Consider the following 21485-nt stretch of genomic DNA (forward strand, 5'->3'; position numbering starts at 1 on the left):
TGTGGTGTTGGCGCGACCCTCGTGCGCCCACCTCGCTCGGTCTGGAGACGGACAAGCCCACGCCGATCCACCAGCCTATCGAGAGCGTGGGCGCACGGTCAAAAGTCACGAGGAAATCGCCCTGTGACCGCGGGTCCGGTCGCGGACGGCGGTGGCCGGCCGCCGTCCGCGACCTGAGATCTGCTTCGTCCGGCGATCAGGCCGAGGCACCGGTCAGCTCGCGCCGGCCCTCGCTGTCCGCGACGCTGCTGTTGCCGTTGTAGACGTCCTCGTCGAGGAGGCCGTTGCGCTTGGCGACGATCATCGGAACCAGCGCCTGACCAGCGACGTTGGTGGCCGTCCGGGCCATGTCGAGGATCGGGTCGATGGCCAGCAGCAGGCCGACGCCCTCCAGGGGCAGGCCGAGCGTCGACAGGGTCAGCGTGAGCATCACCACGGCACCGGTCAGCCCGGCGGTGGCGGCAGAACCGACCACGGCCACGAAGGCGATCAGCAGGTAGTGGGTGAGGTTCAGCTGGATACCGAACAGCTGGGCCACGGTGATCGCGGCCAGCGCCGGGTAGATGGCGGCGCAACCGTCCATCTTGGTGGTGGCGCCCAGCGGGACGGCGAAGGACGCGTACTCGCGCGGCACCCCGAGCTTGTCGATCGCGGCGCTCTGGGTGAGCGGCAGGGTGCCGATCGAGGAGCGCGAGACGAAGGCGAAGACGATCGCCTCCCAGGCGCCGGCGAAGAACCGGCGGACGCTCAGCCCGTTCAGCTTCAGCAGCAGCGGGTAGAGACCGAACAGCACCAGCGCGCAGCCGAGGTAGACGTCGACGGCGAACACGCCGAGCGGGGCGAGCAGATCCCAGCCGTAGCTGGCGACGGCCTTGCCGATCAGCGCCGCGGAGCCGATCGGGGCCAGCTTGATCACCCACCAGACCAGCTTCTGGGAGACCTCGAGCACGCTCTCGGTGAAGCTGATGAAAGGAGCGGCCTGGGCGCCGGCGGCCAGCGCGGCGGCACCGAGCGCGATGCCGATCACCACCAGCTGCAGCACGTTGAAGGACAGCGAACTGGTCACCGCGATGCCGCCGGCGGTCTCGGTGGCCTTGCTGCTCACCTCGAGGCCGAGGATGTTGCCGGGGACCAGCGACTTCAGGAAGTCGAGCCAGCTGCCCTGGGTGGCCACCGCCTTGGCGCCGTCGGTGCCGATCGACGCGCTGGCGCCGGGGTTGGTGAGCAGGCCGATGGCGATGCCGATGACCACCGAGACGGCGGCGGTGATCGCAAACCAGAGCAACGTCTGGACGGCCAGCCGGGCCGCGTTGGTGACCTTGCGGAGCTGGGTGATGGAGACGATCAGCGCGGTCAGCACCAGGGGCACGACCAGCACCCGGAGCAGCTGGACGAAGATCGTCCCGACGGTGGCCATGGTCTCGGTGAGCCAGCCGAGGGTGAAGGTGCGGGCGACGAAACCCAGCAGGACACCGGCGGCGAGGCCGACCAGAACCTGGGCCCAGAAGGGGAATCGACGGCGCGCCGGAGCGTCCGCCGTTGCGGAAGAGGACATGGTGAATAGGGCCTTTCGAATGTGTGGGATGGGAGAAGGGGCGCGCGAGAAGTCCGCTCAACCGCGCATCAACACAGGCAGCTGGCGTTCAGCCGGTGGTCGACCACCCGGCAACTCCACAACAGCGGCATGCGGACACCTTCCGTTCGTTGGGCGACAACCAGCCGTCGCCAGGGGTTATTCCCGATCAGTCGGGGAATTTCTCATCGTCATCGGCTGGCCCAGGCGTCCGGCTCGGCGGCCAACTGGCGGACGTGATCGGGCAATTGGCCGGTCCGCAGCTGTTCCAGCGAGGTGTCGTCCAACACCTGACGGAGACTGGCCCGGACCGCCACCCAGAGCACCGGCAGGTGTTCGGCGACCCCCTCGTAGGAGGTGTGGTGCGGACGCCGTCCGCGCACCTCGGCGAGCGGTCCATCCACGGCCCGGAAGACCGCACCGACCGGGATCTCGGACGCCGGACGCGCCAGCCGGTAGCCGCCCCGCGCACCCTTGGTGCTGATCACCAGCTCGGCCCGGCGCAGATCGGCCAGGATCGCCTCGAGGAATTTGCGCGGCAACCCTTGGCCCTGGGCCAGCACATCCACCGACACCGGGTCGCCCGGCTCTGCCGCGTCGGCGAGTTGCAGCATGGCCCGGACGGCATACTCGGTCTTGGCGGTGATCTCCACGGACCTCATTGTGTCCCACGCGCACCGCGCAAGCACCAGCGAGATCCACCGTTGAATCGGGGCAGATGGTGCAGCGCGATCTCACCGAGCCCTCCTCGTCGGCCACTGAGGAGCTTCGAGCCCGCAAATCCCCTCGCAGATCAATTGGTATTACCATTGGCTTCGGCCTTTCCGCACCCCCGATGAGCGCGATGGTGCCTACATCTGATCGAGGGCTGCCACGACACCGGGACCACGGGTAGGCCCGACGATCCGATGGCGAATGGCTCCCGACGCGTCCAGCAGCAGCACAGTGGGGGTGCGGGTGACGTCGAACTCCTGAACCAGATCGAGCCGAGTCTCGGCGTCGATCTCGATGTGGGTGACAGATAGACGCTGGTCGGCAACCTCGGCGAGCACCCGCCGGGTCGCCCGGCATGCCGCGCAGACGCTGGATGAGAACTGCACCAGGGTTGCCTCGCTGCCGAGGCTGCCGCCCAGGCGTTCTGCGTCCAGTCGCGCCTCGCCAGGATCCACGACACGGGCTCGGCCGTCGGTCAGCTTCCGGTAGCCGCCGAAAGCCAGGGCCAGGACGATCGCCGCGACCACGATCAACACGCCGGTCATGCTCGGCCCGCCGTTCCATGGGTGCGGCCACCGAGCAGTCGCCGGCCGATCAGGTACATCTCGCAGCCCAGGCAGAAGTCGAAGACGGCGTTGAGCAGCGCGGCGACCAGTGCGAACCCGGTGGCCACATAGAACAGCACGGGCAAGTCGGCCGCCACGCCGAGCAACCCGGCGAGACCGAACAGCAACCCGACGGTCTGGGCGAACCGTGGCGGACGAGCATCCTCGGGTTCGCCGGGTGGCGCCAAGCGGGGCCGGACAGCGACCCGGTAGATCCAGCCCCACGGCTGGCGCGGAAGGCCGAGCAGAGAGCCGGCCGCAAAAGCCAGCGTCTGCACCAGCAGAACCGGCCAGCCGGGCGCCGGCCCGACAAGCAAGGCCGTGGCGAGCAGGACCGCGGTGACCGCCGCGGCGAAGCGTGGGCCACGTGGATCGATCAGATGCGCTGAGTCGGCGGGCGCATTGGAAGACATCAGCAGAAGTCACTTCCATCAGACCAGGTAATAGGCCGGTTCTGCGCTGCGCGATGGCGCCGCTTCGGCGTCATCCAACTGAGCGTAGGCATAGCGGACCGCTCGCAGCGTCGCCGAGTACTCCCGATCCTCCTCGGGGAACACGTGGTCTTCGGGGAACCAGGTGGCGAAGCCGATGTTGTTGAGAATTCTGAGCGTGTCGGGCCGGACCCCGGCCAGCAGGATCTGGGCTGCCTTGCCGTTCTCGGCCTTCAGGAATGCTTCCAGACGTTCGATCGAGACAGCGTCGGGGTGCCGGACGCGCTTCAGCCGAAGTACGACGAACTTCACCTTCCCGGCCGCTATCCGGGTACTGATCGCCTCGAGATTTCGATCGAGTTCCGGTGCGGCACCGAAGAACAGTTCGCCCTCCAGGTCGTAGATCACGGTGCGTTCGTCGCCGGCGTCGTCGGGCGTCCGCTCCCGAACCACCCCCTCTGCGGTAACCACAAGCTCCGAAGCCCGGAGTTTCGCCGCCCGTGGGACGAATAGCACGACCGACACAATGACGCCGAGCAGCACCGCCTTGTCCAGGTCGAGCAGGATCCCGGTCACCGCTGTGACGATGACGAGTGCGGCATCGTAGCGCGATGCCCGGAGGGTGGCCTTGAGCCGCCGGAAGTCGACCAGGCGCACTGCTGTCACCAGCAGCAGGCCGGCCAGCGCCGCCTGAGGGATGTAGCCGAGCAGAGGCGCGAGCAGCAGCAGCGCGACAGCCACGCTGGCCGCGGAGACGATCCCGGAGAAGCGGCTCGCCGCTCCAGCCTGGTGATTGATCGCCGATCGCGACAGCGAGCCCGAGCCAGGGACGGCCTGGAAGAATCCGCCGCCCAGGTTCCCGAGCCCTTCGGCAAGGATCTGCTGGTTGTAGTCGAGTTTCTGATGGGTCTGGTGAGCGATCGCCTTCGCGATGGCCAACGCCTCGATGACACCGATGAACGCGATCGCCAGCGCACCCTGGGACAACTCCAGGACGTGCTCGGGCTGGACCGTCGGAATGTGGAAGGCCGGCAGGCTCTGCGGGACGGCCGGCGTGAGCTTCACAGCTGCCGATCCACTCGCGTCTGGCGCCGCCCAGCCGGCCAGCCAGGCGATGAGCGAGGTCAACACGAGCACCGCCAGCAGATCGATCTGCGGCAACTTGAACCGGCGCACAAGTTTGCGTAGCAGCACCGCGAGCACGATCGCGCTGCCGCTCAGGATGACCGCACGATAGTTGTACAGGTCCACATGAGACAGCGTCTGATAGGCGCGCACCAACTCGCTCTGCGCCGTACCCTGGTCCTTGGCCCCGACGGCATTCTTCAACTGCGTGACGGCCAACAGGGTGGCGGCCGCCAGCATGAAGCCGATGATCACCGACTCCGAGATGTAACGGGTCAGGTCACCGAGCTTGAGCACAGCGATAAGGATCTGGATGATCCCGACCAGAACTCCGAGCAGGAACAGGGACTCGAACAGGACCGTGCGATTGTCTGGGTCGATAAACGCCAGCGTGGAGAAGACGAGCAGTGAGATCGCGCTCGTGGGGCCGTTGATCAGGTGCGACGACGACCCGAAGATCGAAGCGATCGCCGTGACCACGATGGCGGAATAGACGCCGAAGCGCGGATCGACGCCGGCTATCAGCGCGTACGCGATCGCCTGCGGCAGCGCGACCGCGCCGACGGTCAGTCCGGCGACCACGTCGCGCTGCGCGGACTTGAGCGTATAACCCGTCCATGGGAATGTCATCTCGTTGATCTCTCGTTCATCAGGGCCTACGACCCGGGTTTCGCCTGCGCCGCGGAGATCGTCTCCACTACGCCGTCGGCACCGAAGAAATTGGTTTGGGCATCGTTCCAGTCCTTCGCGATTGCGGTGATCGGAAAGAGCTCGATCGTCGGGAACAGGTCGGCGTGCCTGGCCAGCACGTCCTCGTTTCTGGGCCGGAAGCCGAGCTGAGCGTATGTCTCCTGCGCCGCGTCGCTGTAGAGGTATTGCAGGTAGGCCTCGGCGATCGGCTCAGTGGCGTCGTCGAGATTCTTGTCCACCAGCGTCACCGGGGGCTCAGCCAGGATGCTGACCGGCGGATAGACGATCTCCAGGTCGCCATTGGCGTTCTTCACGTCCCGGATCGCCTCGCTCTCCCAGGCGAGTTGAACGTCCCCGAGCTGGTCGATCACGAAGGTGTTGGTCGCCACCCGTGCACTCACGTCGAAGCGGGCTACGTGCGCGTAGAGCTGGGTCAGATACTGCCGCGCCTGCTCAGCCGTCCCGCCGCGCGTGGTGACCGAGCCCCAGGCGGCCAGCAGAGCCAGCCGTCCCACACCTGAACTCGCGGGGTCGGGTGACACGATCCCGACATCGGCCTTGACCAGGTCCGGCCAGTCGTCGATCGCCTTCGGGTTGCCCTTGCGGACGAGGAATACCACCGTCGAGGTGTAGGGCGCGGAGTTGTTGGGCAACCGGCTCTGCCAGTCGGAGTCGACGAATCCGCGCTTGACCAAGGTCTCGACGTCGCTCGGCAAGGCGAGCGAAACCACGCCCGCTCGTTCGGTCCCGTCGACCACCGCGCTCGCCTGCCGGCCGGAGCCGCCGTTGGAGGTCTCGACGGTGACCGAGGTGCCGTTCTCGCGCTGGTAGTCCTCCGCGAACGCCTTGTTGATCGCCTGGTAGACCTCATCGGTCGCCGAATAGGACACGTTCAACAGGGAACTCGCCGGTTGGCTGCGGAGGTTGGACCAAGCGATGGCGCCCACCGCGAGCGCGATGGCGAGCACTCCGACGACGCTCAGCACGGGGATCCGTCGCACCACCCGTCGAAGGACTCCTGGCTTACCCTCAGTCATGATGTGCTCTTGTCATGCTCTTGCCTACTTAATCGTGAGAATCGGTGGGTGATCTGTCGGCGCACAGTCAGCGAAAAGTGCTCGGCGCACGCACGCGTTCGGCCTTGCCGACGGAGTGAATCCGGGACCGAGCACCATGACCTCGGCGCTGCGCGGGCCATCAGGGGTGCTACATCAGCGCGCACATCGGACAGCCGGACGGCCCGACACGCAGCCGGACTCGCCCTCGGCGACGTCGAACGAAGTCTCCGCCAGGACCACGGCCTCACGGCGACCCTTATCCCTAGTAAACATGTCGGTATTATACGCATTAGCGGGACAGTGTCGCCAAACCCGGCCGCCAGGCGGACCGCACCAAGGAGTGGCCGACACCGGGCACCGGACCGAAGCGGAGACCTGGGGGTTCTCCGCGGTCTTCCACCTGGCAATACGGGCACCGGCGGCCGATGATCCGGCCGGCCGCCGCGACGCCGTGGTGGTACGGGGTCCGATGTGCGGACTGGGCCCACCCAAGCCCATTCCGACCATAATTCCTATACTTCCTATCGGCTTCCGAGCTTTTTTGGTCCGGGCGCTCCTGCTGTTGAGGTCGCTCCCGTTCTGGCCCAAGCGGGCATGCGCACGGGCGGTCGGAACAAGTCCGACCGCCCGTTGACAGGTGCTCAGATCCCACGAAGTTGCGCCCGAGGCCGACCCAGTGGCGCGACCGGCCTTCGTCGGGACTTATCCTCGGCTTCTCATCCGGCCAGCGCGGGGAACTCGTCCTCGCTCGGCAACGTCCGGGTCGGGACGACCCAGACCTGGTGGCCGACCTCGAGCTGCAGCGAGGACGCCTCGGCACGGGTCAGCTGCGCGAAGAACCGCTCCCCCGTGCCGGCGTGCCGCAGCTCGACGCGGACCTCGAAGCCGAGCCGCACCAGCCGCTCCACTTCGGCCTCGGTAACCCGGACACCGGTCGCCGCGGCTGCCTCCTCGGCGCGCCGGGCGTCCCGCTCCAGGCGCAGATCGTGCGGACGCGCGATCTGGCCGTTCAACCGGGAGACCGAGCCGAGGAACGACATCACGAACGGATTGGCCGGGCTCTCGTACAGCTCGTCGGGGCTGCCGACCTGCTCGATCCGGCCGTGGTTGAGCACCGCGATCCGGTCGGCGACGTCCAGCGCCTCCTCTTGGTCGTGGGTGACCAGCACCGTGGTGACGTGGACCTCGTCGTGCAGCCGGCGCAGCCAACGCCGCAGGTCGTCGCGCACCTTGGCGTCCAGCGCCCCGAACGGCTCGTCGAGCAGCAGCACTTGCGGGTCCACGGCGAGCGCCCGTGCCAGCGCCATCCGCTGCCGCTGGCCGCCGGAGAGCTGCGCCGGGTAACGGTGCTGGAAGCCGGCCAGGCCGACCACCTCGAGCAGCTCGTCCACCTTCCTGGCGATCTCGGCCTTGGGTCGCTTGCGGATGGTCAGGCCGAATGCCACATTGTCCCGCACGGTCATGTGCTTGAACGCGGCGTAGTGCTGGAAGACGAATCCAATGCCCCGTCGTTGCGGTGGCAGCCGGGTGACATCGTTGCCAGCGATCACCACGGCTCCGGCATCGAGATCCTCCAGCCCGGCGATCGCCCGCAGCAGCGTCGACTTGCCCGAACCGGACGGACCGAGCAGCGCGGTGAGCGCGCCGGAGGGTATGTCGAGCGAGACGTTGTCGAGCGCCTTGAAGCTCCCGTAGGACTTGTGGGCGTCGGTGACGGAGATCATGACTGGCTCCCTGAGGTCTGGGTCGGGACGGCCACCGTCTGGGCGGCGGGTCGCTTGCGGTCGAGCACGGTCATCAGCAGCAGGGTGACCAGTGCGAGGAACATGAGTAGGGTCGCGGCCGCGTAGGCGCCGTGCGTGTTGTGGTCGTCGATGTAGCGGGAGTGCACCAGCAGGGTCAGCGTCTGAGAGACGCCCGGGAACCCGGAGCTCACCATGATCACTGCGCCGAACTCGCCCAATGCGCGGGCCACGGTGAGCACGATGCCGTAGGTGAGCCCCCACCGGATCGCCGGCAGCGTGATCCGGGCGAAGGTCTGCCAGCGCGAAGCGCCCAGCGTCGCGGCCGCCTGCTCCTGGTCGGTGCCGATCTCGTGCAGGACCGGTTCGACCTCGCGGACGACGAACGGCAGAGTAACGAAGATGGTGGCGATCACCATGCCGGGCAAGCCGAAGATCACCTGGATGCCCAGGTCTTCCAGGCCGCCGAACCAACCGTGCGCGCCCCACAGCATGATCAGCGATACGCCGACCACGATCGGAGAGACGGCGAACGGCAGATCGACGATGCCGGACAGCAGGCGGCGGCCCGGGAACCTGCCCCTGACCAGGGCCAAGGCAGTGACGACTCCGAAGATCACGTTGATCGGCACCGTGATGGCGACGATCAGCAGCGAGAGGTTGAACGCCGAGATCGCCGCAGGCGTCCGGATGGAGGCCCAAAAGGCGCCGAAGCCGGGTTCGAAAGTGCGCCAGAGAATGGTGACGATCGGGATCGCCAGCAGCACGGCGAGGTAGAGCAGGGCGACGGTGCGCAGCGCCAGTCGCGTCGGTGTGGAGACCCTCACTTCGATCGCTCCTCCTTCTCCTGGCTCCGCGACGCGAAGAACCGCAGAACCAGCAGCGTCGCGAACGAGATCACCAGCAGCGCCACCGAGACGGCGGCCGCGTTGACCGGGCGGTCGATCTCGATCTGCTGCTGGATGTACTGCGACGCCACCTGCGTCTCACGCGGGATGTTGCCGCCGATCAGCACCACCGAGCCGTACTCGCCGATCGCCCGGGCGAAGGCGAGGCCACCCCCGGAGATGATGGACGGCGCCAGGGTGGGCAGCACCACTCGCCGGAACGTCGTCCAGTTGCTGGCACCCAACGAGGCCGCGGCCTGCTCGACGTCGGTGTCCACCTCGATCAGCACCGGCTGCACCGAGCGAACCACGAACGGCAGGGTCACGAAGGCCAGGGCCACAATCAACCCCCACCGGGTGGCGTTCAACTCTACGCCGATCGGACTGTTGGGGCCGTAGAGCGAGAGCAGCACGATGCTGGCCACGATGGTCGGCAGTGCGAACGGGAGGTCGATCAGCGCGTCGACGAATCGCTTTCCCCAGAACTCGTCCCGCACCAGCACCCAGGCGATCAGGGTGCCGACGACGACGTTGATCAGGGCGACGATCGCCGAGACCAGGATCGTCGTGCCCAGCGCGGCGAGCGCGACCGGCGCCGTCACGGCGTCCCAGAAGCCACCCCAGCCTTCGCCGAACGAGGTCACCGTCAGCGCGGCGAGCGGAAGCAGCACGATCAGGCTGAGCCAGCTGACGACCACCCCCAGGGTGAGCGGGCTGACCCGCCCGGAGGAACTCGGACGAACCCCCCTTGATCGGTTCGTGGGTGGGCCCGCGGGCGCACCGCCGGACGCCGGCTGGGTTGCGGCGTCCGGCACGTCGGTTGCGATCGTCATGAGGTTGCCTTGTCGTAGATCACCGCGATGGTTCCGGTTTTGGTGGCGAACAGCTCCTTGTCGACGGCGGGCCAGCCACCCAGATCGTCGATCGTCCAGAGCTTCTCCGGATCGGGGAATTGGGCGGCGACCTCCTTGGCCACGTCGGCGTCCACCGGACGGAAGCCGGCCGCGGCCCACAGCCGCTGCGCCTCGGGCGTGTACAGGTAGTCGCGGAACGCGGTGGCCGCGGCCAGGTTCTGACTGTTCTTCAGCACCGCCACCGGGTTTTCGATCTTGAAGGTGCTCGGCGGGGTGACGTGCTCCACCGGGTCGCCCTCGCTCTCGATGAACAGCGCCTCGTTCTCGTAGCTGAGCAGCACGTCGCCGGTGCCCTGCAGGAAGGTTTCGGTAGCCTCCCGTCCGGACTTCGGCTGCACCTTGATGTGGTCCCCCACCAGCTTGGAGATGTAGGCCAGCCCGGCATCGGCGTTCTTGCCACCCTCGCTCTTGGTGGCGTACGGGGCCAGCAGGTTCCACTTCGCCGAACCCGACGAGAACGGGTTCGGGGTCACCACCTCGATCCCCGGCTTGAGCAGGTCGTCCCAGTCCTGGATGCCCTTCGGGTTGCCCTTGCGGACCACGATGGTGACCACCGAGCCGAACGGAATGCCCTTGTGTTCGCCGGCGGCCCAGTTAGCGTCGACTAGGCCGGCGTCGACCAGCCGGGTGACGTCGGGGGTGACCGAGAAGTTGACGATGTCGGCCTCGGCTCCGGCGGCCACCTTGCGGGACTGGTCGCCGGAGGCCCCGTAGGACTGCTGGAACTCGACGCCGGCACCCGCCTGGGTCTTGGCGAAGGCGGGAATCACCTTGTCGAAGCCGACCTTCGGGACGGCGTAGGCGTAAAGGTTGAGCACCTTGGACGCGCCGGCCGGGGCGGACTCGGTGGCGCCCACGACATCGCTGGCCCCACCCCCGGCGCAGCCGGTCATCGCCACTGCAACCGTTGCCGCGACGGCGGTGAGGACGGCTCTGCGTGAGTGGGTCATCAGACAACTCCTTCTCGAAGCGCCCGGACGCGGTCCGGCTGCGGGCGCGGGCTATTCATGTAATCCCCAGGGGGTTAATGGGAGTTTTAACCATTGCGCTCTCGTCGTCAAATCGTCTCACCAGATGGCTACCGAAGGTGAAACCAGTCACCGATAAAGAGATCGGCGCCACGGGATGGGACGCGACACGCTAGACCGGCGAAGCTTCGGGGACCGACTGGCCATGACTAGTGCGCGGCTTCGTGCCACGAGGGTCCGGTGCCGACCGACACCTCCAGCGGAACAGTCAGATCGACGGCGTGGCCCATCTTGTCGCGGACCAGGGCATCCATCGCCTCGGCCTCGCCGGGAGCGATCTCGAAGACCAGTTCGTCGTGCACCTGCAGCAGCATCCGCGACGACAGCCCCTGGGCCGCCAGAGCCGCCTCGACATCGAGCATGGCGACCTTGATGATGTCGGCGGCCGATCCTTGGATCGGGGCGTTCAGCGCCATCCGCTCGGCCATCTCACGGCGCTGCCGGTTGGACGAGGTCAGGTCGGGCAGGTAGCGACGGCGTCCGAGCAGAGTCTCGGTGTAGCCGGTCTTCCCGGCCGTCCGGACGATGTCGCGCAGGTAGTCGCGGACGTTGCCGAACCGTTCGAAGTACTCGTCCATCAGGCCTTTTGCCTCGGAGACGGCGATCTTCAGCTGCTGGGACAGCCCGTAGGCGCTCAGCCCGTAGGCCAGGCCGTAGTTCATCGCCTTGATCCGGGCGCGCATCCGGGTGTCGACCTCGTCGGGCGCCACCCCGAAGACCCGCGAGGCCATCGCGGTGTGGAAGTCCTCGCCGGAATGGAAGGCCTCGATCAGGCCGGCGTCGCCCGACGCGTGCGCCATGATCCGCATCTCGATCTGGCTGTAGTCGGCGGTCATCAGGGTGTCGTAGCCGGCACCGACCACGAACGCCCGGCGGATCCGCCGGCCCTCCTCGGTGCGGATCGGGATGTTCTGCAGGTTGGGGTCGGTGGAGCTCAGCCGTCCGGTAGCGGCGATGGTCTGGATGTAGGTGGTGTGCACCCGGCCGTCGTCGGCGATCGACTTCTGCAGCCCCTCCACCGTCTGCCGCAGCCGGATCTGGTCGCGGTGCCGCAGCAGATGCGCCAGGAACGGGTGCTCCGTCTTGACGAACAGCGACTCCAGCGACTCGGCGTCGGTCGTCCAGCCGGTCTTGGTGCGCCGCGTCTTCGGCATGCCGAGCTCGTCGAACAGCACCTCTTGCAGCTGCTTGGGAGAACCCAGGTTGATCGGACGTCCGAGGACCGCGAAGGCGTCCGCCTCGGCAGTGCGGACGGCGTTGTCGAAGTCGGAATGCAAGGTGTCCAGGTAGTCGGCGTCGACGGCGATGCCGTCGCGTTCCATGCCGGCCAGGGTGCGCAGCAGCGGCAGCTCGACGTCGGCCAGCAACGACCCCTCGCCGCGCTCTCCCAGCTCGTGTTCCAGCGCCTGGGCCAGATCGATCACGGCGCGTGCCCGGATCATCGAATCCCGGCCCTGGTCGGGGTCGTCGAAGTCGAGAGTGAGCTGGTCGGACGGCGTCGCGGCCGCACCCTCGGCGCTCAGTTCGCGCTTCAGGTGTCGCGCGGTCAGGTCGCCCAGATCGTAGACCCGCTGGTCGGGGCGAAGCAGGTAGGCGGCCAGTTGGGTGTCGCTGGCCAGGCCGTTCAACTCCCAGCCCCGCGACCAGAGCGCCAGCAGCGGCCCCTTCGCGTCGTGCAGCGCCTTGGCGACCCCGGCGTCGGCCAGCCAGGCAGCCAGAGCCTGCTCGTCGGCGGGGATCAGCTCGGTGACGTCCAGCCAGCAGGCGGCGCCGTCGGAGGCGGCCAGCGCGAGACCGGTCAGGTCGCCCGCACCGGAACGCCACTGGCCGGTGACGTCGAGCCCGGTCAGCTCACCGCGTCCGTGCTCGGCCAGCCAGTCGGCAAGCGCGCCCGGCTCGAGCACGTCGCCGACCACCTCGAATCCGCCGGACGGCCCGGCCAGTTCGGCCGGCAGCGTCTCCATCAGCCGGTCGCGCAACACCCGGAACTCCAAGCCGTCGAAGACGGTGTGCACCGCCTCCCGGTTCCAGTCGCGACGTTCGAGTTCGGGCACGGTGACCGGCAGCTCGAGGTCGCCGACCAGGGCGTTCAGCTCGCGGTTGCGGACGACGTCGTCGAGATGGGCGCGCAGTGACTCACCGGCCTTGCCGGGGATCTCGGCGGCGCGCCGGACGATGTTCTCCAGCCCGTCGTAGACGCCGATCCATTTGGCGGCGGTCTTCGGCCCGACCCCCGGCACACCCGGCAGGTTGTCGGACGTCTCCCCCACCAGCGCGGCTAGCTCGGGGTACTGCGCGGGCGGGACGAAGTAGCGCTCGAGCACCGCGTCCGGAGTCATCCGGACCAGGTCGGAGACACCCTTGCGCGGATAGAGCACCGTGACGTCGTCGGTGACCAGCTGTAGCGTGTCGCGGTCGCCGGTACAGATCAGCACCTTCAAGCCCTGCGCGGCGCCCTGCCGGGCCAGGGTGGCGATGATGTCGTCGGCCTCGAAGCCGTCCAGTTCGACGTGGGTGATGTTGAGCGCGTCCAGCACCTCTTTGATCAGCGCCACCTGGCCGGTGAACTCCTGCGGCGATTTCGAGCGATTGGCCTTGTAGTCGCTGTACAGGTTGCTGCGGAAGGTCTGCCGGGAGACGTCGAAGGCCACTGCCAGGTGGGTCGGCTGCTCGTCGCGCAGCACATTGATCAGCATCGAGGTGAAACCGTAGACGGCGTTGGTGTGCTGCCCGGTGGTGGTGGAGAAGTTCTCCACCGGCAGCGCGAAGAACGCCCGGTAGGCCACCGAATGGCCGTCGATCAACAGCAGGGTGCCTGGGGAGTCGCTCACCCCTGCGAGGGTAGCGGAGGCCGCCGACAAAAGCGGACGCCGCAGGACGGCAACGGGCCGCCGCGGGAGCGATGTGGAATCGTAGGCGCCATGAGTCTGCCGGAGTGGGCCGAGGGCATCCGTAGCGCCCTGGACGACAAGATGGGCATCGAGCTGTTCGAGATCGGCCCGCAGCACAGCCGTGGCCGAATGCCGGTCGAGGGCAACACCCAGCCGTTCGGGCTGTGGCACGGCGGGGCGTCCTGTGTGCTGGCCGAGACCCTGGCCTCGCTGTCGGCCTACGCGGTGGTCGCCCCGTCCGGCCGCGCCTACGGCGTCGACATCAACGCCACCCACCACCGGCCGGGCACCTCCGGCTGGGTGAACGGCGAAGCCACCGCGCTGCACATCGGCGGCCGACTGGGCACCTGGGAGGTGGTGCTCACCAACGACGCCGGCGAGCGGATGTGCACCGCTCGGGTCACCTGCGCACTGGTCCGGCCGCGCACCACGTGACCCCGGACGAACTGGTCGCGGCGCTGCGTGCCGCCGGGTGCGTGTTCGCCGAGGACGAGGCGGAGTTGCTGCTGGCCGCACCCGGTCCGCTGGAGCCGCTGCTGGCCCGGCGAGTCGCCGGCGAACCGCTGGAGCAAGTGCTGGGCTGTGCCGAGTTCGACGGCCTCCGGGTGGCGATGGTGCCCGGCGTCTTCGTGCCGCGACGACGCTCCGAACTGCTGGTCCGGCTGGCAGCGGACGGCGTCCGGGCCGGCGACGTGGCGGTCGACCTGTGTTGCGGCAGCGGCGCGCTGGGGATGGCGCTGCGCGCCCGCGTCCCCGGCATCGGGCTGCACGCCGCCGACCTCGATGCGGACGCCGTGCGCTGCGCCCGCGGCAACCTGCCCGGAGCCGGAGTCTGGCAGGGCGATCTGTGGGACGCCCTGCCGGCCCGGCTGCGCGGCCGCGTTCGGGTGGCGCTGGCCAACGCGCCCTACGTGCCGTCCGAGGCGATCGCGCTGATGCCCACGGAGGCCCGCGATCACGAGCCCCGGCTCACCCTGGACGGCGGTGGCGACGGGCTGGACGTCCATCGCCGGATCGCGGCGGCAGCCCGCGACTGGCTCGCTCCCGGTGGACGGCTGCTGATCGAGGTGTCGGACGCCCAGGTCGGCCCGGCCGTCGCCCTGTTCGAACGTGCCGGCCTGCTGCCCGCCGCCCACACCGACGACGACCTGGGCGCCACCGCGGTGGTCGGCACATCGCCGATCGGGTAGTGGCAGGTGACGAAAGGAACCGTCCCCGGCGACCGGGAGAACCCGTCCGCGATGGTCACCAGAACATGCGACTGCGCCGGCCCCACCGACGATGCGGTGAGACCGGCGCAGTTTCTCGATCTAAACGGTCAGGCGCCCGGACCGTCGAACCTGGCGGCGATCAGTCGCCGGAGGACCCGCGGGTCACCGCCGTCCGCGCTCGATTCGTGGTCGACGGGACCGGCAACCGCGTACCGGATCGCGCCCTTGATGCCCTGGTAGAAGCGCCCATCCCGAACGGAATCGTATGCCTCTGTGCTGTTCACTGTTCCTCACTCCTTGTTATTGAATACATCTCAGTATACCACGCCGCACACGAGGTGCCACCTGCACGCGAAGTAGCTCAGCCGGACACAAGCGTTCAAGCAGTGTGGGCTGCACCCCGTCCGGGGTAGGTCGGGCGCAAAGCGCGCGAGTCCCTGCCGGGCACTGCACCCGGACAACCAAGTAGGACGAGCAGCGCACGGGCGGGACGGGTGCAGCCCACACCGCGGAACCAAACGCAGCCACCGGGCGGAGCCGTGGAAGGTGGCGACCGACGATCCGCCTCAGCGCTTGGGCTTGCCCGACTTGGTGTGACCGATCACACCTTCGGCGACCTCACGCATCGACTTGCGCAGGTCCATCGCCGTCTTCTGGATCCAGCGGAACGCCTCGGGCTCGGTCAGCCCCAGACCCTCCATCAGCAGACCCTTGGCCTGCTCGACGATCTTGCGCGACTCGAACCGCTCTTGCAGGTCGTCGATCTCGTCCTCAAGCGCCTTCAGCTCGGCGTACCGGGCCATCGCGACCTCGATCGCCGGCACCACGTCGGAGGCGTCGAACGGCTTCACCACGTAGGCCATCGCGCCGGCCTCGCGGGCCCGCTCGACCAGCTCGCGCTGCGAGAAGGCGGTCAGCATGACCACCGGGGCGATCCGCTCCTCGGCGATCGCGGACGCGGCCGAGATGCCGTCCATCTTGGGCATCTTCACATCCATCACGACCAGATCGGGCTCCAGTTCGCGGGCCATCGCCAGCGCCTGCTCGCCGTCACCTGCCTCACCGATGACCTCGTAGCCTTCCGCGGTCAGCAACTCGACCAGGTCGAGACGGATCAGCGCCTCATCCTCGGCGACGAGCACTCTCGCGCGGCCTGCGGTGGGCGCAGCATCGGACGTCATTGTCTGCCCTCTTCTGTCGTAGGGGACGGTGGTCGGTCGGGCACAGCAAGCACCATACTCGAACGCGCGGGACACAAAAGAATGTGGCATGATCGTAGGGCTCCAGCCGGGGTGGCGGAATGGCATACGCGGACGGCTCAAACCCGTCTGCCCGCAAGGGCATAGGGGTTCGACTCCCCTCCTCGGCACCGGCCCGTCATTCGAGGGAGCCTGGCTGGCTTGTATGCTCGCCGGTATACCTGTCGAAGGAGACCCGGGTGGCCAGACGAGGATCGACCCAGACCATCGCGGCCGACGCCGTGCACGAACACCTCCGCAACGCGATTCTGAGCGCGGCGTATCGCCCGAACCATCGGCTGGTCGAGCAAGAGCTGTCCACCCAGCTGAACGTAAGCCGCACCCCCGTCCGGGAGGCGCTGCTGCGGCTGAAACAGGAGGGCCTGGTGGTCCAGCGCAAGGGCTGGGTGGTCCGCGACCACGCCCCGCACGAGATCGTCGAGCTGCTCGAGGCGCGGGTCGAGCTGGAGTCGTCCGCGGCGCGGCTGGCAGCCGGCCGGATCACCCCCGAGACGCTGGAGCAGCTGCTCGAGCTGATGGAGCAGATGGAGCGCACCGAGGCCCGTGCCGAGGTGAACCAGATGAACGACCAGTTCCATCTGCTGATCACCGAGTCGTCGGAGAACCACGTGCTCACCGACGCCACCCGCAGCACGATGATCAACTACTGGAACTTCAACGCCCCGATCGTGTTCACCGAGGCCGACATCCGGCTGGTCAACGAGGAGCATCGTGCCCTGCACGCGGCCCTTGCCGCCGGCGACGGCGAGGCGGCCGGCGCGGTCGCCCGGACCCACGTCCAGCGCACTGCCGACATCATCACCCGCGCGTTGCGGCTGGACTCCCGGTGACCGGTCGGCCGCTGCCGTTGACCGCCGGGTACAGCCACCTGTTCCGCGGCATCCGGTTGAGCGCGCCGCGAGTTGGCCTGCCGTTGCGGCCGGGCGGTGTCCGGCTGGCCTTCAGCGACGGCGTCGAGGTGGCCGGCGAACTGCTGGCGACTACCGAGGACGACCTGATCCTGTCGGTGCCGAGCTACCCGACGGCGGCCGGCACCACCGTCGACGCAGCGCTGTGGCCGGTGCTGGATGTCGAGGACGGCGCCGACCCCCAACTGGTCACGCTCCGGCTCGGCCCGCGAATCGTCTGAACGGACGCTGTCCAGCGGCCGCGCGCAGCGTCAGGAAGCCGAACCAGATCACACCGGCCAGGACGATCGCGATGCCAAGCCAGGCCTGCCAGCCGGGACGCTCCCCCAGCACGACGACGCCGAGGGTGATGCCGACCAGCGGCTGCAGGTAGGTGTTCAGGCTGGTGATCGTCGATCCCCAGGTGGCGATGAAGTAGAAGAACAGGACGTAGCCGAAGGCCGAACCGAGGATGCCGAGCTCCAGCACCGCCAGCAACGAGCCCAGGCCGACATCGGCCGGCGGCCGCCACTCGCCGGTGATCAGCAGCACCGGCAGCAGCCAGACCGTGCCGAAGCCGATCTGCAGCAGCGCGGTCAGCAGCGGATGCACGTGGGAGACGAAGCGTTTGGTGTACACATTGGCCGCCGCGTAGTTGACCGAGGTGGCCACGATGACGATCGACCAGAACAGGTTGCTGGAGTGGGCGCCGCCGCCCAGGGTGAGCACGGCGACCCCGGTGAAGGCGAGGCCGACCGCGGCCAGCCGTCCGACTCCGAACACTTCGGTGCGCAGGCCGAGGGTGGCGATCAGGAAGACGAATATCGGGGTGGTGCTGGACAGCACGATCGCCGTCGAGGAATCCACCCAGACCTGCGCCCAGGTCAGCAGGCTGTAGGGCAGCGCGATGCTGAACAGGCCGAGCAGGGCGAAGTGTCCCCACAGCGCGGCCGTCCGTGGCCACCGCGGCCGGATCACCGAGACCACGGCGCCCAGGATCGTCGTCGCCAGCAGCATCCGGATGAAGACGATCTGGAACGGGGTGAAGGCGTCCAGAGCCAGCGAGGTGAAGAAGAAGCTGGACCCCCATACGGTGGTCATCAGCGCGTAGAGCACGATCCGGCCCGGGGTCATCGGTCCGGACGCCACAGCGTGGCGCGGGTGATCGACCCGCGCCACGCCGTTGTGCGATGAAGCTGTCACGTCCGGTCAGGACTCCATGGCGGTCAGGAACGACCTGGTGCGCTCGTGCTCGGGGTTGTTGAAGATCTTCTCGGAAGTACCCGCCTCGACCACGCGGCCGTCCACCATGAAGATGATGTGGTCCGCGATGTCCTGCACCAGGGGGATGTCGTGCGTCGCCATCAGCATGGTCGCCTTGTTCTCGGCCATGCCCTTGATGACGTTGGCGACCTCCACCCGGAGTTCGGGGTCGAGGGCGCTGGTCGGCTCGTCGAGCAGAATCATGGTGGGATTCATGGCCATCACGCGGGCGATCGCCACCCGCTGTTGCTGGCCGCCCGAGAGCTGCGCCGGGTAGCGGTCCTCGCGTCCCACCAGTCCGACCCTTTTGAGGGCGTCCATGGCGGTCGCTTCGGCCTCGGCCTTCGGCCGTCCGAGCACCTCGATCTGTCCGTACATGACGTTGGCGACCGCGGTCATGTGCCGGAACAGGTTGAAGTTCTGGAACACCATCCCGATCCGGGCCCGCTGGGCGGCGGCTTCCTTGTCGCCCAGCGGCTCGAGGTAGTCGCCGACCTTGCGGTAGCCGATCAGTTCGCCGTCCACCTCGATCGTGCCCGAGTCGATCGGCTGCAGGTTGTTGACGCAGCGCAGGAAGGTCGACTTGCCGGCGCCGGACGGCCCGATCAGGGCCACCACCTCACCGGAATGCACTCTCACCGAGACGTCGTGCAGGACCTTGACCTCCCCGAACGACTTGTAGACGTGCCGGGATTCCATTTTCAATGTGGGTTCAGACATGGCCCTACCTCGCTGGGTATCGACGCTCGAGGAACTGCTGGAGGAACGTGATCAGCGCCGTCAGCACGAGGTACCAGAACGCGGCCACGAGCAGCAGCTCGAGGTACTTGAAGTTGGAGTAGTAGATGCGGCTCACGGTGAGCAGAAGCTCGATGTACCCGATGGTGTAGGCCAAAGAGGTGTTCTTGATCATCATGATGTACTGGTTGCCGGCCGACGGAAGGATGATCCGGAAAGCCTGCACCAGAACGATCTGGGTGGTGATCTTCCGGCGCGGCAGGCCCAGCGCTGTCGCGGCGTCCCGCTGACCCTGATCGACGCCCATGATGCCCGAACGGACCACCTCGGCCATGTACCCGGTCTCGGCCAGCGACAGGGCGAACAGGCCGGCGACGAACGGCGTGAAGAACACGCTCGCCGGTTGGTCGACCCACACCACGTCGGTGAACGGGATGCCGAGCCGAACCTGGCCGATCATCCGCGGGATGGCATAGAACCAGATCAGCAACTGGACCAGCATCGGGGTGCCTCGGAAGAAGAACACGTAGGCCGAGGCGACGCCCGACAGCACCTTGTTGCTCGATATCCGCATCAATGCGACCAGGGTGCCGAGCACCAGGGCGATCAATGTAGACAGCGTGGCCAGGCTGACCGTGCCCCACAGTCCGAGCCACAGCTGCGGGCCGAACAGGTAGACAGCGACCGTCTTGAAGTCGAAGACGCCGGAGATCGCGAAGCTGGCGATCACCCAGCCGACGATGACGATGACGATCCCCGCTTGGACGAACTGCGCCCAAGGGAACTTCGCCCGAACGGGAAAGTAGACGCCGCTGGACGTCTCAGTCGCGGCCGTCATGAGCGGGCCTCGCAGCTCGGTGCGATTCGATCACGGCTTCGCATCGAGCTCACCGTTCAGCGCCGGCTTCTTCAGGCCACCACGCGTGATGCCCCACTTGTCGAGGATCTTGTCGTAGCTGCCGTCGGTCATCATCTCTTGCAGAGTGTTGTACACCGCGTTCCGCAGCGCGGTGTTCTCCTTGGTGAACGTGTAGTTGATCAGGTAGTCGACCAGCACGTAATCACCGACGGTGCTGAGATTGTTGGGATCCTGCTTGACGATGTACTGGCTCTGTGCCACGTCCGGGGTATAGGCGTCGATCCGCTTGGACAGCAGACCCTGAATGCCGAGGTTGGTGTTGGTGTAGGGCTCGATCTGGATCGGGTTCCCACCGCACTTCTCGTTCTCCTTGTCGAACGCCGCCTGCAGGGTGGTGGACCCCTCGAGCATGCCGACCTTCTTGCCGCAGAGATCCTGGGAGTTCTTGTACTTCCCCTCGTCCTCCTTGCGCGTGATGTAGGTGGCGCCGGACTGGAAGTAGCCGACCATGTCGACCTGGGCCAGTCGGTCGGGGTTGGGGCTCATGCCACCCGATCCCATGTCGAACTGCTTCGACTGCAGACCGGTGATGATCGCCGAGTAGTCGACCTGCAACCACTCGATCTTCAGATTGAGCCGCTTGCCGATCTCGTCGATGAAGTCCACGCCGAAGCCCTGCAGCTGGTCCTCACCCGCCGGGCGGAACTCGCCGGGGATGTAGGCCTGCTGGGAGCCGACCTTGAGGACGCCGGGCGTGACCGTGTGAACCTCGGACGTCGACCCGGAGGGCGACGCGCTGCTACTGCTGCTCGGGCCGACACACGCGGTGAGCGTGAGGGAGACCGTGGCTACGGCTGCCGCCGCGCCCAGGCCGGTGCGAAATTTTCGCAACATGGTGCTCTCTTTCCTTGAGACAGATAGACGGGTTGCTCTTTCGTTGTAGGGACGGACGGAGTCGGTCACCGGGTATCCGCCGAACGACCGGGCGCCACCGCGGGCGCCGGACGATCGAAATCGGGGCACTCGGCGGCCTCGTCGAAGATGGCCTGCACTTCGTTGCGGTAGTCGAGTGGGAACTCCTGCTCGACCAGGCCGTCGGGAACGCGCTGCCAGTAGAACCGCGGCGGCCGCATCGGCTTGCCGGGCTGGCTGAGCACGTAGGTGAACGCGTCATAGGTCTCGCCGTCGTCGCCGCGGACGGTGAGGAAGATGATGTCGAAATCGTCGAAATCGTCGTTGACGCGGTCGTCGTTCACCTCGAAGACGATGCCGCGCGCGGTCTTGCCGAGCGTGCCGACATCGGCGAGGTGACACCAGCCACGGTCGGTGCGATCGCCCGCCGCCCGGAACTGGATCTGGTGATTCGGCGCGCTGGCCTTGGTGATCGCCACTGCTTCCGGCAGGTACTTGCGCAGCTCGGAGTCGAGCAGGTACGTGCAGTAGCCGAAGTAGTACATACGGGTCTCCTCCCGACGACGCACCCTGCGCCGTCTGTATGGTGAACCGTACACGAGTTAGTATACATTGCCTAGAGTGCGCGCCGGCTCAGGCGCCCACGTTCCCTCCGCCGTACCCCGAACCGGGGCCGAGCGTCCGGCAGAAAGGACCCC

Annotated in this window: 22 protein-coding genes and 1 tRNA gene; 5 read left to right on the forward strand and 18 right to left on the reverse strand. The window is 67.5% G+C overall.

From position 1 onward, the window contains the following. Positions 1 to 196 precede the first annotated feature (196 nt). The 11 genes from QM619_RS15250 to polA all read right to left on the reverse strand — a co-directional run bounded on the left by QM619_RS15250 (position 197) and on the right by polA (position 13628). Positions 197 to 1555 carry a dicarboxylate/amino acid:cation symporter gene (locus QM619_RS15250; protein WP_415110558.1) on the reverse strand — a complete coding sequence of 453 codons (1359 nt, stop codon included), beginning with the start codon at positions 1553 to 1555 and terminating at the stop codon, positions 197 to 199. 209 nt (positions 1556 to 1764) lie between these two features. Then, on the reverse strand, positions 1765 to 2226 hold the full coding sequence (locus tag QM619_RS15255) for an RrF2 family transcriptional regulator (protein ID WP_415110561.1): 462 nt from the start codon (positions 2224 to 2226) through the stop codon (positions 1765 to 1767). 198 nt (positions 2227 to 2424) lie between these two features. Then, the gene (locus tag QM619_RS15260) at positions 2425 to 2832 is read right to left on the reverse strand and encodes a thioredoxin family protein (RefSeq protein ID WP_415110564.1); all 408 of its coding nucleotides are present in this window, start codon (positions 2830 to 2832) and stop codon (positions 2425 to 2427) included. After that, a complete protein-coding gene (locus QM619_RS15265; protein ID WP_415110567.1) occupies positions 2829 to 3305 on the reverse strand; it encodes a DUF4395 domain-containing protein in 477 nt (158 codons plus the stop codon). The genes QM619_RS15260 and QM619_RS15265 overlap by 4 nt, the downstream gene beginning before the upstream one ends. A gap of 18 nt (positions 3306 to 3323) precedes the next feature. Then, positions 3324 to 5078 carry a SulP family inorganic anion transporter gene (locus QM619_RS15270; RefSeq protein WP_415110570.1) on the reverse strand — a complete coding sequence of 585 codons (1755 nt, stop codon included), beginning with the start codon at positions 5076 to 5078 and terminating at the stop codon, positions 3324 to 3326. 26 nt (positions 5079 to 5104) lie between these two features. Then, positions 5105 to 6175, reverse strand: a complete 1071-nt coding sequence (locus QM619_RS15275; RefSeq protein ID WP_415110573.1) for a sulfate ABC transporter substrate-binding protein — start codon at positions 6173 to 6175, stop codon at positions 5105 to 5107. A gap of 737 nt (positions 6176 to 6912) precedes the next feature. Continuing rightward, entirely contained in the window at positions 6913 to 7920 is a 1008-nt protein-coding gene (locus tag QM619_RS15280; RefSeq protein ID WP_415110576.1) for a sulfate/molybdate ABC transporter ATP-binding protein, read from the reverse strand. Continuing rightward, positions 7917 to 8765: a sulfate ABC transporter permease subunit CysW gene (gene cysW / locus QM619_RS15285; RefSeq protein ID WP_415110579.1), complete on the reverse strand. Its 849-nt coding sequence runs from the start codon at positions 8763 to 8765 to the stop codon at positions 7917 to 7919. The genes QM619_RS15280 and cysW overlap by 4 nt, the downstream gene beginning before the upstream one ends. Beyond that, a complete protein-coding gene (gene cysT / locus QM619_RS15290) occupies positions 8762 to 9658 on the reverse strand; it encodes a sulfate ABC transporter permease subunit CysT (protein WP_415110582.1) in 897 nt (298 codons plus the stop codon). The genes cysW and cysT overlap by 4 nt, the downstream gene beginning before the upstream one ends. Next, positions 9655 to 10689 carry a sulfate ABC transporter substrate-binding protein gene (locus tag QM619_RS15295; protein WP_415110585.1) on the reverse strand — a complete coding sequence of 345 codons (1035 nt, stop codon included), beginning with the start codon at positions 10687 to 10689 and terminating at the stop codon, positions 9655 to 9657. Before QM619_RS15295 ends, cysT begins: the two co-directional genes overlap by 4 nt. A gap of 227 nt (positions 10690 to 10916) precedes the next feature. Further along, positions 10917 to 13628 carry a DNA polymerase I gene (gene polA, locus QM619_RS15300; protein WP_415110587.1) on the reverse strand — a complete coding sequence of 904 codons (2712 nt, stop codon included), beginning with the start codon at positions 13626 to 13628 and terminating at the stop codon, positions 10917 to 10919. Between the two features lie 60 nt (positions 13629 to 13688). On the opposite strand from polA, the gene QM619_RS15305 reads away from it, so the two are divergent. Together QM619_RS15305 and QM619_RS15310 are read left to right on the forward strand one after the other, a co-directional pair. Continuing rightward, positions 13689 to 14093 (forward strand): PaaI family thioesterase, encoded by a 405-nt coding sequence (locus tag QM619_RS15305; protein WP_415110591.1) that lies wholly within the window; start codon positions 13689 to 13691, stop codon positions 14091 to 14093. Further along, a complete protein-coding gene (locus QM619_RS15310; protein ID WP_415110594.1) occupies positions 14090 to 14848 on the forward strand; it encodes a putative protein N(5)-glutamine methyltransferase in 759 nt (252 codons plus the stop codon). Before QM619_RS15305 ends, QM619_RS15310 begins: the two co-directional genes overlap by 4 nt. A gap of 128 nt (positions 14849 to 14976) precedes the next feature. Here QM619_RS15310 and QM619_RS15315 read toward each other — a convergent pair whose 3' ends face one another. Then, entirely contained in the window at positions 14977 to 15153 is a 177-nt protein-coding gene (locus QM619_RS15315) for a hypothetical protein (protein WP_415110597.1), read from the reverse strand. A gap of 282 nt (positions 15154 to 15435) precedes the next feature. Then, positions 15436 to 16050, reverse strand: a complete 615-nt coding sequence (locus QM619_RS15320) for an ANTAR domain-containing response regulator (protein ID WP_415110600.1) — start codon at positions 16048 to 16050, stop codon at positions 15436 to 15438. A 105-nt stretch (positions 16051 to 16155) separates the two neighbouring features. Here QM619_RS15320 and QM619_RS15325 point away from each other — a divergent pair. From QM619_RS15325 to QM619_RS15335, 3 genes are all read left to right on the forward strand, one after another. Then, positions 16156 to 16238, forward strand: a tRNA-Leu gene (locus QM619_RS15325). 69 nt (positions 16239 to 16307) lie between these two features. Then, positions 16308 to 16958 carry a GntR family transcriptional regulator gene (locus QM619_RS15330; RefSeq protein WP_415110603.1) on the forward strand — a complete coding sequence of 217 codons (651 nt, stop codon included), beginning with the start codon at positions 16308 to 16310 and terminating at the stop codon, positions 16956 to 16958. Continuing rightward, positions 16955 to 17257 carry a hypothetical protein gene (locus QM619_RS15335; protein WP_415110605.1) on the forward strand — a complete coding sequence of 101 codons (303 nt, stop codon included), beginning with the start codon at positions 16955 to 16957 and terminating at the stop codon, positions 17255 to 17257. Before QM619_RS15330 ends, QM619_RS15335 begins: the two co-directional genes overlap by 4 nt. On the opposite strand, the gene QM619_RS15340 is transcribed toward QM619_RS15335, so the two are convergent. The 5 genes from QM619_RS15340 to QM619_RS15360 form a co-directional block, all read right to left on the reverse strand. Next, a complete protein-coding gene (locus QM619_RS15340; RefSeq protein ID WP_415110608.1) occupies positions 17226 to 18218 on the reverse strand; it encodes a DMT family transporter in 993 nt (330 codons plus the stop codon). The two genes, QM619_RS15335 and QM619_RS15340, sit on opposite strands and share 32 nt — an antisense overlap. Before the next feature lie 6 nt (positions 18219 to 18224). Beyond that, entirely contained in the window at positions 18225 to 18998 is a 774-nt protein-coding gene (locus QM619_RS15345; RefSeq protein WP_415110611.1) for an amino acid ABC transporter ATP-binding protein, read from the reverse strand. A 4-nt stretch (positions 18999 to 19002) separates the two neighbouring features. Next, positions 19003 to 19854, reverse strand: a complete 852-nt coding sequence (locus QM619_RS15350) for an amino acid ABC transporter permease (protein ID WP_415110614.1) — start codon at positions 19852 to 19854, stop codon at positions 19003 to 19005. A gap of 30 nt (positions 19855 to 19884) precedes the next feature. Next, positions 19885 to 20769: an ABC transporter substrate-binding protein gene (locus QM619_RS15355; protein WP_415110617.1), complete on the reverse strand. Its 885-nt coding sequence runs from the start codon at positions 20767 to 20769 to the stop codon at positions 19885 to 19887. A gap of 65 nt (positions 20770 to 20834) precedes the next feature. Next, complete coding sequence (locus tag QM619_RS15360; protein ID WP_415110620.1) at positions 20835 to 21332, reverse strand: hypothetical protein; 498 nt, start codon at positions 21330 to 21332, stop codon at positions 20835 to 20837. Positions 21333 to 21485: the final 153 nt, after the last annotated feature.

Origin of the sequence: Micropruina sp. (genome assembly GCF_047606665.1) — a bacterium.
Taxonomy (GTDB): domain Bacteria; phylum Actinomycetota; class Actinomycetes; order Propionibacteriales; family Propionibacteriaceae; genus Micropruina.

Bases quoted from the DNA above. Each gene is read 5' to 3' on its own strand.
- QM619_RS15250 (WP_415110558.1), bottom strand. From the start codon at position 1,555: ATGTCCTCTTCCGCAACGGCGGACGCTCCGGCGCGCCGTCGATTCCCC.
- QM619_RS15260 (WP_415110564.1), bottom strand. From the start codon at position 2,832: ATGACCGGCGTGTTGATCGTGGTCGCGGCGATCGTCCTGGCCCTGGCT.
- QM619_RS15265 (WP_415110567.1), bottom strand. From the start codon at position 3,305: ATGTCTTCCAATGCGCCCGCCGACTCAGCGCATCTGATCGATCCACGT.
- QM619_RS15270 (WP_415110570.1), bottom strand. From the start codon at position 5,078: ATGACATTCCCATGGACGGGTTATACGCTCAAGTCCGCGCAGCGCGAC.
- QM619_RS15275 (WP_415110573.1), bottom strand. From the start codon at position 6,175: ATGACTGAGGGTAAGCCAGGAGTCCTTCGACGGGTGGTGCGACGGATC.
- QM619_RS15280 (WP_415110576.1), bottom strand. From the start codon at position 7,920: ATGATCTCCGTCACCGACGCCCACAAGTCCTACGGGAGCTTCAAGGCG.
- cysT (WP_415110582.1), bottom strand. From the start codon at position 9,658: ATGACGATCGCAACCGACGTGCCGGACGCCGCAACCCAGCCGGCGTCC.
- QM619_RS15295 (WP_415110585.1), bottom strand. From the start codon at position 10,689: ATGACCCACTCACGCAGAGCCGTCCTCACCGCCGTCGCGGCAACGGTT.
- QM619_RS15305 (WP_415110591.1), top strand. From the start codon at position 13,689: ATGAGTCTGCCGGAGTGGGCCGAGGGCATCCGTAGCGCCCTGGACGAC.
- QM619_RS15320 (WP_415110600.1), bottom strand. From the start codon at position 16,050: ATGACGTCCGATGCTGCGCCCACCGCAGGCCGCGCGAGAGTGCTCGTC.
- QM619_RS15345 (WP_415110611.1), bottom strand. From the start codon at position 18,998: ATGTCTGAACCCACATTGAAAATGGAATCCCGGCACGTCTACAAGTCG.
- QM619_RS15350 (WP_415110614.1), bottom strand. From the start codon at position 19,854: ATGACGGCCGCGACTGAGACGTCCAGCGGCGTCTACTTTCCCGTTCGG.
- QM619_RS15355 (WP_415110617.1), bottom strand. From the start codon at position 20,769: ATGTTGCGAAAATTTCGCACCGGCCTGGGCGCGGCGGCAGCCGTAGCC.
- QM619_RS15360 (WP_415110620.1), bottom strand. From the start codon at position 21,332: ATGTACTACTTCGGCTACTGCACGTACCTGCTCGACTCCGAGCTGCGC.